Source organism: Ilumatobacter sp., assembly GCF_030065885.1.
Lineage (GTDB): Bacteria > Actinomycetota > Acidimicrobiia > Acidimicrobiales > Ilumatobacteraceae > Ilumatobacter.
In genome coordinates this window covers 1-9,237 of sequence record NZ_JASJCS010000160.1, presented here as the reverse complement: position 1 = coordinate 9,237, position 9,237 = coordinate 1, and the positions used below count along the sequence as shown (strand labels likewise).

The window sequence follows — 9,237 nt, the reverse complement described above, 5'->3', positions numbered from 1 at the left end:
TGATGGTGAGGGGGATCTCGGTGTCGGGGGTGGCGGGTGTGGTGGTGTCGTCGGCGACGGTGTGGATGGTGAGTTGTTGGGTGCCGGTGTTGGCGTCGTCGGGCCGGATGGTGATGGTGTGGGTGCCGTCGGTGGTGGCTTGGAGGAGTCCGAGGTCGTTGATGGAGAGGACGGACCGGAGTTCGGTGCCGTCGGGGCCGATGGCGACGAGCCGGCCGCCGATGTGGTCGATGGTCTCGACGTAGACGCGGTCGCCGGTGGTGAGGTCGATCGTGGTGCTCGCCTGCTGGCCGGGGGTCGACACCTCGAGGTCGACTCGCTGCCCGAGCTGGGCTGACGACACGGTGTCGCCGGCCACCTCGGTGACCGTGAAGTGGTAGTCGCCGGCGGGATCTCCGGAGAGCTCGATCGAGAACGGAGCGGTGCCGGTCAAGTCGATCGGACCGACGTCGAGACAGCCGGCGCGGGTGAGTCCCTGCGCGGCACCGCCGGCGTCGACGATGCGGACGTCGACCGTGCAGTCGGCGTCGTCGAGCGCTGCGACGAACGCCCGCGAGCCCGAGTCGTACGGCAGTCGGCCGACGACGGCCCCCGCGGAGCGCACTTCGCCCCGGTACTCCGCGCCGTCGACGAGCAGTCCGAGATCGGTGACGTCGGCCTGTGTGATCTCGAAGCCGTAGTCCGGCTCACCACCCGTCGGGTCGATGACGCGGAGTGCGAACGCCGTCGACGGCAGCGGATAGCGAGCACGGCAGACCAGGTGCAGCGACTCGGTCGGCTCGCCGTCGTCGATGAGCACGGCAACCGGTCCGACGCCGCGGGAGCACGGTTCGGTGACGCGGAGGGACCGGGTGCCGGCTGCGAACTCGGCGATGGTGAAGTCGTCGGCGGCGAACCGCCGGCCGAGCTTCCCGGCACCGGCCTCGGGCACATCGGGTGCCACCACACCCGTGGCGCCCAGCGCGATGACGTCCTCGACGTCGGGTTCGAATGCGACGGCCGGCACGGACGTCAGCTCGGCCGCCGGGAGCGCGGACTCCGCCCAGAACGGATCGCCTGTGACGGCGACGTCGAAGACACAGTGCTCGAGCCGGATGCCGGCCGTGAGGCCGGCGTCGAGGCACGTCCGTTCGGCGTCGGCGACGGCGGCCGGATCGAGATCGGCGATCGTGACGAACTCGTCGGGTCGGATCGGGCCGTCGAGCTGTTCGTCGAACGGGATCGTGAAGAGCGAGCCGGCGGGCGCGATGTACCAGCTGTCGAAGAACTCGCCGTAGATGGCCTCGGTGTCGGCCGGGTTCACCAGACTCCCGTCCGCGGTTGCGACGTCGTCGGTGGGATCGCCGTCGCCGTTGCCCTGGATGCCCTCGAACGTGCCGGCCCACTCGACCGGCGTGAGCAGTGTGAGACCCGGCCGTGTGGCCTCGAGCACGATCCCGTTCGCGAGCTCGACGAACACGGTCTGATCGGCGCGCATCACGAATCCGATGCCGAGGTCGTGCCACCCGACGTCGGACAGCTGCAGCTCGACGCCGTCGAGCGTCACGAGGGGCGGCTCATCGCGGACGAACCGCTCGACGGTGAGTGTCGTGTCGCCGACCCGGATCGCGACACCGTTGAAGAGCGAGACCTGACCGAACCTCCGGTAGCGCACCTGCAGCTCGACGTCGTTGACCGCCGACCTCAGGAGCACGAAGTCGCCGGCGCCGTGGAAGTCGTACGTCGCGCCGTCCTGGGTGACGATGTGCGGATCGCCGGAGTTCCGCCCGGGCCCGCCACGGGGCGGCGGGAAGTCCAGGTACGGCCGGATGCACCGGTCCCACACCTCGTCGGGCGACTCCGGCTCGTACGGGTTCGGGAGCCAGTCGGGCCAGATGTCGCCGAGCAGGGTGCCGCCGATCTGGTCGAGGGCGTTGGCGGGACCGTTGGAACAGTCGGGCCGGCCCTGGGCGTGCACCGCCGGGGGATCGGACGATGCGGCCGTGAACACCGACGCCGTGCCGACTGCCACGGTGACGGTGACCGCGGCTCGAACCCACCTCATCCTGCGACCTCGGTGTAGGTGCGTTCGCTGCGCCAGACACCCTGCAGGCTCGTCGTCTCGCCGTCGGCGCTGACCGGCGACGTGAACTCCAGCGTGGAGATGGCGGTCACGTCGCGTGTGAGCAGCGTCGCGCGGTCGTACCGGCCGCTGACCTCGATGGTCAGCGTCCCACCGTCGACGGGCGCCTCCAGCTCGATGGTCAGGTCGAGGTCGGTCTCGCTGACGTCGTGGAGCGTGTAGAGCAGAGCGGCATCGACGCCGGGTTCGAGCGGCTGGCTCCAGCGCGCCCCCGCTCCGACGGGCTCGACCGGGGTCGTCACGACGAGGTTGGGGACGTTGAACAGCGCGAGCGTGTCGCGGGTCGCCGTGCCGGGACCCCGAATCGGGACCACCCGCTGCGTGAGGCCGTTCGGGTCGACCGACCACTGCAGGATCCCGATCTCGTCGGCCGTCGGTTCCGGCCCGTCGATCGTCGCGACGGCCGGCGCGACGAGCAACTCGAACCCGTCGTTGCGGGCGACGATCTCGACCGCGACGTCGTACTCGGCCGACCGGCTCTCGTCGGTGGTCGCCCCGTCGACGGTGGCGCTGCGTTCGTCGACGGCGCTGACCGAGATCGCCGCATCGCGCTCGCCGGCGATGGCGAGCGTCACCCGCGGTTCGCTGCCGGCTTCGAGCAACGTCGCCTGCCCCGGGCGCTCCGTCGGTTGGGCGTCGGAATCGATCTCCGGGTCGGTCTCGGGATCGGGGGAGACGTCCGTCGCCGTCGACGCATCGTCGTTCGTCGCGCCGGTCGTCGTGTTCACAGTGTCCTCTCCGGAGTCGGAGCTGCACGCTCCGGCGAGCAACGCGAGGACAGCGACACCGCCGAGCCATCGCGCAGCGGCGGATCGATCGGTGGCCCTCATGGCACGGGAACGTAGCGCTCGGTCCGTGTCGGCGCGATCGAGTATCAACCGATCCGGTATACCGACAGCATGCCGTCGGTCCGGGTGGCGAAGACCGCATCGTCGGCGGACCAGGCGGTGTTCTGGACGAAGGCGTCCGAGACATCGATCCAGCCGACGGTGCTGCCGTCGAGGCTGGACACGATCGGCAATGCGCCGTCGCGCTCGCCGAAGTAGTAGCCCCCGGCAGCGCTGGTCTCCACCACCGTTCCGAAGAAGCCGATCTCGGTTCCCGCCGGCTGGACCACCTTGTCGTTGCCGCTCAGCCTCTCGATGCGGCCGTTGCCAGATGCGGCGTCGACGATCGGGCCCGCTTCTTCGTCGTTGCGTGACTCGAGCGTGTTTGCGTCGAGGGTTCGGCGCATCAGGACGTTGTCGTCGGTCACCCATTGCACGTAGATCTCAGCGCCCCCGAGGGCGACCTTGATGTTGCCGAGTCTCGGGTCGTCCGGGCTGGTCTCGACCGACGCACCGTTGGCGAGATCGACACGGCACACGCCGCGGTCGACCATGAAGACGGCGCCGGCGGCCGGGTCGAACGCGAGGCCGTTGCTCGGGCCGCAGGTGAGAGACTCGAGCGCGCTCTGCGACACCGGTTCGTCCGACACCGACGCCAAGGTCGCCGAGTCCCACTCCCACAGCTCGCCCCAGTTGGCACCCGAGACGAGCCGATCGTCGCTCGTCCAGAACAGCTCGTTGCCGAGTCGTTCGTCCGAACTCGAGACCAGTTCGTCGCCGGTGCCGGCGTCGAAGACGGCCAAGGTGCGCTCCTCGTTGAAGTCGGCGTCGACCACCCGCCACAGCGCGGCGATCCGATCACCCGTCGGCGAGAGTGCGATGCCGTTGACGCCCCCGCCGGTGTCGTCCACGGGGATCGCGATGGTGGCGTTCGGTTCGAGCTGCGGCCCGAGGTCAGGACTGTCGTCGGCAGCGGCCTCCTCCCCCTCGGCTTGCTCGGCCTCGGCTGGCTCGGCCCCGGCGCCGCCGACATCGACACCGCTGCCGTCCACCGACGTCGGTGATGACGCCTCGCCCGCCGATCCGTCGCCGTCGCTCGACCGAGCCCCGTCGTCGATGCTGGGACTCGTGGCCGACTCGTCGTCGTCTCCGCCACAGGCTGCCAGGGCAAGCGCCACGATGAACAGCCACGATCTGGTTCTCGCCATGGCGCAACGATCGCCACGGTCCTGGCAGAGTGCAATACGTCATTCGACGCATGGAATACGGTGACCGCTGTGACCACGCTGGACCTCGGTGCCGACGACCTCGGCGCGGTGCTCGAGATCGCAACGGAGCTGGCGGCCGATGCGTTGCCGTCGTTCGAGCGGGTTCTTGAGATGCTGCGCTCCGTGATCGAGTGCAAGATCGCATCGTTCAACGACATGACGCTGGCGACGTCCGACTATCGGACCGTCACCGCGCCGGCGGAGTACGACTCCCTGTCCCATGAGCTCAAGCCGGCGTACGACCGATATGCCCACCAGCATCCGTTGATCAGCTTGGCCGGCCGTTCGCTCGCCGGGTCCGCGCTGCGATTCTGTGATGCTCCGGGCGGAGACCGTCTGACCGAGACCGAGCTGTTCACGCATTTCTACGAACCGTTCGGGTTGCGATTCCAGCTCATCGTCCAGCTCCCGTCGCCCCCCGATGTCGTGGTCGGGTACGCGCTGAGTCGGGCCGAGCGGGCCGGCGAGTTCAGCGATCGGGATGTCGAGGTGCTCAATGCGCTGGGGCCGCATCTGGCGATGCACCATCGCACGGTCGTCAACCAGGAGCGGTCCGGCACACTCGGGCTCGAGGCCGCGCGATCGGGATGGACGGCGGTCAGCGTGCGATCCGACGGTGTGGTGGCGGGCTCGTCGTCGGGGGCGGGTGACGCACGGCTTGCCGTGGGTCAACGCGTTCCTGCACCGGTGGCGAGCCTGCTCCCGAGCGGGAATGACATCGAGACGGCGGCCTCGATCGAGGAGGTCGATGTCGCCGGCGAGGTGTGGCGGTGCGTGGTGCGTCCGATGCGCGCCGGACCCACCATGCTCCTCGTCCGCATCGTCGGCAACGAGCCGCGGGGAGCGTCGACGATGGTCGACGTGGGCCTCACGCCGCGCCAGATCGAGGTCGCCATGGAACTGGCGGCAACCGGTGGCACGAACGTCCAGCTGGCACGTCGGCTCGGCATCACCGAGGGCACCGTCAAGAAGCACCTGGAGACCGTCTTCGCGGTGTTGGGTGTGGAGAGCCGCGCTGCCGCGATCGTGGCGCTGGGCGAGCTCGCTGCGTCCTGAGCTCGGCCACCGGTCCGGGTCCGGAGGCACGAGCGTGCGAGAAGTAGGTTCTCGCGGCGTGTTGAGCCGCCTCGACGACTGGAGCCGACGTGACTGACGACCCGCTGTTGCAGCCGTATCGGCTCAAGCACCTGACGTTGCGGAACCGGGTGTTCTCGTCGTCGCACGAGCCGGCGTACTCCGAGGGCGGCATGCCCACCGACCGCTACCGGCTGTACCACGTCGAGAAGGCGAAGGGTGGCATCGGCATGACGATGACCGCCGGCACGGCGATCGTCGCCGAGGACAGCCCGCCCGCGTTCGGCAACCTGCACGCGTACAAGGACGAGATCGTTCCGTGGATCCGGCGCATGACCGACGAGGTCCACGAGCACGGCGCGGCGTGCATGATCCAGATCAGCCACCTCGGCCGGCGCACCGGGTGGGCGCAGGACGACTGGCTGCCCGTCGTCGCGCCCTCACCCCTCCGCGAGCCCGCCCATCGGAGCATCCCGAAAGAGGCCGAGGACTGGGACATCGAGCGGATCGTCGGCAAGTACGCCGATGCCGCCGAGCGGATGCAGGCCGGGGGCATGGACGGCATCGAGGTCGAGGCCTACGGGCACCTCTTCGACCAGTTCCTGTCGCCGCTCACCAACCGGCGCACCGACGAGTGGGGCGGCGACGACGAGGGTCGCCTCCGGTTCGGCTGGGGCGTGCTGTCGGCTATCCGCGACCGCGTGGGTTCCGAGTTCGTCGTCGGCGTGCGCATGGTGATCGACGAGACCGAGCCCGGCGGCATCGACACCCCGCGCGGCCTCGAGGTGCTCCGGCGGTTCGAGGAGGGCGGGCTGATCGACTTCATCAACGTGATCCGCGGCTACATCCCGCACGAGGCCGGCCTGACCGAGGTGATCCCGATCCACGGCATGCCGTCCGTGCCCCACCTCGACTTCGCCGGCATGGTTCGTGAACACACCGACCTGACCGTGCTGCACGCCTCGAAGGTCGACGAGGTGGCGTCGGCGCGCCACGCGATCCGTGAGGGCAAGGTCGACCTGGTCGGCATGACCCGCGCCCACATCGCCGAGCCCCACATCGTCCGCAAGATCGTCGAGGGGCGGGAGGAGGAGATCCGGCCGTGCGTCGGCGCGACCTACTGCCTCGACCGCATCTACGAGGCCGGCGAGGCCCTGTGCATCCACAACGCGGCGACGAGCCGCGAGCAGACGATGCCCCACGTGATCGAACCGGCGTCCGAGCGTCGCCGTGTCGTGATCGTGGGTGCCGGTCCGGCCGGGCTCGAGGCCGCACGGGTGGCCGGTGAGCGCGGCCACGACACGATCGTGCTGGAGGCGATGCCGTGGGCCGGCGGGCAGATCAACCTCGCGGTCCGGAACCAGCGCCGGAAGGATCTGCAGGGCATCGTCGACTGGCGTCTCGCCGAGTGCGGGCGGCTCGGCGTCGACATCCGCTACGACACGTTCGCCGACGGCGAGCTCGTCGCCTCGCTCGACCCGGACGTCGTGATCGTCGCCACGGGTGGTCAGCCGCAGCTGCCGCCCGACATCGAGGAGGGTGCCCATCGGGTCGTGACGAGCTGGGACGTGCTCGGCGGCGACGTCACGCCGACCGGCGACGTGCTCTTCTTCGACGACAACGGAACGCACTCGGCGCTGTCCGCGGCGGAGATGATCGCCCGCTCGGGGGCGAAGCTCGAGATCGTCACGCCCGAGCGGATGTTCGGCGTCGAGGTCGGCGGCCTCAACCACGTGCCCTATGCCCGCGCGTTCAACGAGACGAACACCCGGATCACGCTCCACCAGCGGGTGACGGCGGTGCGGCCGGAGGCCGGCCGACTGTGCGTCGAGCTCGGCAGCGAGCACACCGACCATCGCGACGTTCGGCACGTCGACTGGGTCGTCGCCGACCACGGCACTGCAGCGCTCGCCGACACGTACTTCGAGCTGCGGGACCGCTCGACCAACCTCGGCGCAGTCGACTACGCAGCGCTGATGGAGGGCCGCCCGCAGGCGGTCGTCCGCAACGCTGACGGGGCGTTCCAGCTCTTCCGGATCGGCGACGCGGTGGCGAGCCGCAACATCCACGCAGCGGCGTACGACGCCCTCCGCCTCGTCAAGGACCTGTGACTGCGCACTCCCCGCCCCGACCCCGGCCTGGGCGTGCCGCCGTCGCGCCCGATGACGGCACGTCGGCGGGCAGAGCTCCTCATGTTGCGACCGGGGCGTGCGCTCGTTGAGTCGGGTTGCGTTCTCCCGGGCCTTCGATGTCCTGGCGGCGCTCCTCGTCTCGCTCACGGCGCTGCGCTCCGTACGGCTCGTCGCCGACGCCGTCGCCGACCGCTCGTTCGGGCGGCTCTCGTTCGGGATCCTGCTCGTCGTCGCCCACGTGGTCGTCGCGGTCGCCATCTGGCGTGGCCGGCTTCCGCGCGAGCACGCCAGCCATGACGCCGACGAGGACCCGACGCCGCTGTCGAACTGAGTCCGGCGGGACGCGCGGCTCACACGTCGTTCATGTCGGCGGCGAAGTCGGCGTGGGCGTCGCGGCGCCGTGCGAAGTCGCCGATCGACTGCTTGCGATGCTGCCGGCCGCGCAGCGCAGCGAGCGGATCCTGCTGGTCGCCGACATAGCCGAGCGCGAACGCCCCCTCCTGGTAGCCCATCAGCTTCAGGAGATCGTCGTCGAGCGTGCGGGCGATCTCGGGCGGGCAGGCGAGGTACTGGTTCTCCTCCTGCCGCACCCAACCGACCGCGTACGTGAGGTTGACGCCCTGGCGCGGTCCGGCGCTGCGGTTCGCGCCGCCGCCGTGGAGCACCTTGCCGTCGTAGAAGAGCACGCTGCCCCGCCGCATCTCGACCTGACCCTGCTCCATCCGCTCGGCCTCGTCGTCGGCGACGGCCGACGAACCGGGCACGACGTGGGTGCCGCCGTTGTCGATCGTGAAGTCGGTCAGGGCCCACATCGTGTTGCACTGCACGTGGTAGTCGGGCGGGAACGGGAACAGGTCGAAAGCCATCTGGTCCCGGTGCAGCTTCTGCTGCGTCTCACCGGGGTCGATCGTGATGATCTGCGTCAGGTGCAGCTGCACGGCGCTGACGTGATCGAGGAACGCCCGCACGGTGCCGAGCGCGACCGGGTGCATGACGAGCTCCCGAACCGTCGGGCACCGGGCGATCAACGCCCCCGTGCGGCGGGTGAACCGGCCGTCGTACTCGTCGGTGCCCGATGCCGAGCTCTCGACGTACGGGGTGACCTCGGCGGCGAGGCGATCCATCGTCTCGCCGTCCACGACGTCGTCGACGATCGCATAACCCCATCGGCGAAGGTGGGCCGCCACCGTGTCGGCATCGGCGTCGGGAGGCAGGTGCCCCAGCTCCATCCTCCGACTGTACGTCCCGGGCGGGACCGTGCGGTGAGGCTGGCTACGGTGTCGGCGTGACGAAGGTGGTAGTCCATGCCGACGACGTGGCGTTCTGCCAGGGCGCGAACGACGCGTTCGTCGAGCTGTCGGCCTCGAAGGGCATCAGCGCCGGCGCGGCAATGGTGCCGTGTCCGTGGTTCCACGATCTGGCGCAGCGCCTCGAGGGCGTCGATCCCGACGCCGTCGACCTCGGGATCCATCTGACCCTGACGTCCGAGCACCCCGGCTACCGTTGGAGCCCGATCACCAGGCCGGCGCCGTCCGCCGGCCTGACCGACGGCGACGGCTACATGTGGCCGCGGGTCTCCGACGTACGTGCGCACGCGCACCCCGATGCCGTCGAGGCCGAGTGGCGGGCGCAGATCGATCGTGCGCTGTCGGCGGGTGTCGACGTCACGCACCTCGACGCCCACATGGGCGCAGCGCTCGCGCCGGAGTGGTGCGAGCGCTGCGCCCATGTGGGCGTCGAGGTGCGTGACGTCGACACCCGCCGACAGCGCACGATCGATCTGCGCCCGCCACTCGGCCTCGACGGCATCGGGG

General features: G+C 70.1%; 7 protein-coding genes and 1 pseudogene. 4 read left to right on the top strand and 4 right to left on the bottom strand.

Annotated features, from left to right (window positions below):
- The 3 genes from QNJ12_RS22290 to QNJ12_RS22280 all read right to left on the bottom strand — a co-directional run.
- Positions 1–2,044 (bottom strand): VWD domain-containing protein (locus QNJ12_RS22290; protein WP_300626084.1); only part of this gene is annotated, 2,044 nt, incomplete at its 3' end.
- Positions 2,041–2,952, bottom strand: coding sequence for a hypothetical protein (locus QNJ12_RS22285; protein ID WP_300626082.1), 912 nt, complete (start codon positions 2,950–2,952; stop codon positions 2,041–2,043). The genes QNJ12_RS22285 and QNJ12_RS22290, both read right to left, overlap by 4 nt.
- A 44-nt stretch (positions 2,953–2,996) precedes the next feature.
- Entirely contained in the window at positions 2,997–4,157 is a 1,161-nt protein-coding gene (locus QNJ12_RS22280) for a hypothetical protein (RefSeq protein ID WP_300626081.1), read from the bottom strand.
- A 69-nt stretch (positions 4,158–4,226) separates the two neighbouring features.
- Between QNJ12_RS22280 and QNJ12_RS22275 the strand changes: the two genes are divergently transcribed.
- The 3 genes from QNJ12_RS22275 to QNJ12_RS22265 all read left to right on the top strand — a co-directional run bounded on the left by QNJ12_RS22275 (position 4,227) and on the right by QNJ12_RS22265 (position 7,754).
- Positions 4,227–5,273, top strand: coding sequence for a response regulator transcription factor (locus QNJ12_RS22275; protein WP_300626080.1), 1,047 nt, complete (start codon positions 4,227–4,229; stop codon positions 5,271–5,273).
- A gap of 89 nt (positions 5,274–5,362) precedes the next feature.
- On the top strand, positions 5,363–7,402 hold the full coding sequence (locus tag QNJ12_RS22270; RefSeq protein WP_300626079.1) for an NADH:flavin oxidoreductase: 2,040 nt from the start codon (positions 5,363–5,365) through the stop codon (positions 7,400–7,402).
- A gap of 106 nt (positions 7,403–7,508) precedes the next feature.
- Positions 7,509–7,754 carry a hypothetical protein gene (locus tag QNJ12_RS22265; RefSeq protein ID WP_300626077.1) on the top strand — a complete coding sequence of 82 codons (246 nt, stop codon included), beginning with the start codon at positions 7,509–7,511 and terminating at the stop codon, positions 7,752–7,754.
- A 19-nt stretch (positions 7,755–7,773) separates the two neighbouring features.
- On the opposite strand, the gene QNJ12_RS22260 is transcribed toward QNJ12_RS22265, so the two are convergent.
- Entirely contained in the window at positions 7,774–8,652 is an 879-nt protein-coding gene (locus QNJ12_RS22260; protein ID WP_300626075.1) for a phytanoyl-CoA dioxygenase family protein, read from the bottom strand.
- Between the two features lie 56 nt (positions 8,653–8,708).
- On the opposite strand from QNJ12_RS22260, the pseudogene QNJ12_RS22255 reads away from it, so the two are divergent.
- Positions 8,709–9,104, top strand: a pseudogene (locus tag QNJ12_RS22255) (ChbG/HpnK family deacetylase); the annotation flags it as partial.
- Between the last annotated feature and the right edge of the window lie 133 nt (positions 9,105–9,237).

Bases quoted from the DNA above. Each gene is read 5' to 3' on its own strand.
- QNJ12_RS22285 (WP_300626082.1), bottom strand. From the start codon at position 2,952: ATGAGGGCCACCGATCGATCCGCCGCTGCGCGATGGCTCGGCGGTGTC.
- QNJ12_RS22280 (WP_300626081.1), bottom strand. From the start codon at position 4,157: ATGGCGAGAACCAGATCGTGGCTGTTCATCGTGGCGCTTGCCCTGGCA.
- QNJ12_RS22260 (WP_300626075.1), bottom strand. From the start codon at position 8,652: ATGGAGCTGGGGCACCTGCCTCCCGACGCCGATGCCGACACGGTGGCG.